The organism is Okeania sp. SIO1H4, from assembly GCF_010672695.1.
Classification (GTDB): domain Bacteria; phylum Cyanobacteriota; class Cyanobacteriia; order Cyanobacteriales; family Microcoleaceae; genus Okeania; species Okeania hirsuta.
The window spans coordinates 1-1263 of sequence record NZ_JAAHGB010000182.1 but is presented as its reverse complement, the minus strand read 5'-3'; the positions used below and the strand labels follow the sequence as shown (position 1 = coordinate 1263).

At 33.2% G+C, this 1263-nt stretch carries 1 protein-coding gene and 1 pseudogene; both read right to left on the bottom strand.

Annotated features, from left to right (window positions below):
- Positions 1-106 precede the first annotated feature (106 nt).
- Positions 107-706 carry a transposase family protein gene (locus F6K06_RS33560; RefSeq protein ID WP_287245588.1) on the bottom strand — a complete coding sequence of 200 codons (600 nt, stop codon included), beginning with the start codon at positions 704-706 and terminating at the stop codon, positions 107-109.
- A 29-nt stretch (positions 707-735) separates the two neighbouring features.
- A pseudogene (locus F6K06_RS33555) lies at positions 736-780 on the bottom strand (hypothetical protein); the annotation flags it as partial.
- Positions 781-1263 lie beyond the last annotated feature (483 nt).

Here is a 1263-nt window from a genome sequence, read left to right as displayed (position 1 = left end):
TTACGGTTTAGTCCAGTCAATGCCCGCACTGAGGCGGTCTTCTTTTAGCACCCGATTCAGATCTAACATTGTCCCATCTCAAACACCCTATTAACTTTACTTTACCTTATAAAGCGACAAGTCTAATCAATCTACCTATTCGTAATCTAACAAGACCACAAATAGTCATAATTATTTGCGTATATTTCTCAGAATTTAGCCGAAATCTTTCTTGAGCTACCCGAAATATTTTTAGTAATCTAATTACATTTTCTACAAAAATTATTTCACTAGCAAGCTCTTTTTTTTGAAACTTTTCTTGACTGCTTAATTCTTGATTTTTTGGCTGTTTTTTAGGTGTTTTTATTGCTGGTTCTCCAACCGAAGCTTGATCACCAGTAAATTGTTGTTTTGGAGATAATTTTTGTTGTGTTTCACGAAAAAAATTTATGTCACTCTTTTTTCCTGGTTTTCCAGCTTCGACATCAACAATATCTTGACCATTAGGCAACACAATTACCTGACTTTTTCTCCTATGATTTTTTTTGTTTCCAGAATAATATTCTTTTTGTTTTTCATATTTTTTTGGTCTTTCTATGGCCTGTTCATAACTATCTATGATTAACTCGTACTCTGTTAAAATTTCGGAGACAATTTCTTGTTCACTTGAGTTTTTTTTACTTGTTCTAGCAGGCTCGGTGGTAATAATTCTCCAATTATTGGGCACCAGTAATTAAAGATATCATTGGCAGTAGTTTCACTTACTCCGAATTGAATTCCTAGTAGTTGAAATGTTGTCAAATATCTGAAATAAGTTAAGGTTAAAATAATTTGTTCTATAGATAATTTAGGTTGCCTACCGCCTCCACAAGCAATTATTCTAACTTTTTTAGCGGTAGCTATCTCTGGCTTATTATTATGGAGTTTTTCTGGTTATTTTAATAACTTTTCGAGTTGTTCATACTTGATGGCTAATAAACGTTCTGATTCTTGTGAATGATTGTGAATGTACTCAACCATACTGGTGATAATTAGCCACTAAAAATTAAATTTTTTATTACTATATCACAATTTATTTATTTTTCACCAGATGTCTAATGCACTTTGAGTAACACAAGGTTTTGCGATGCAAGCCAGCCAAATAGTGGCGTAATATCAAATCCGGTAGCATCGGAGTAATTAAACCTGAATTTTCGGCCACCAATGGTACTGGGTTATAGCCTTGATTGCAAATTGCTGTGTTAAAAGAACTTGACAACGCTCAAACAGAATTTCTTCTAACTC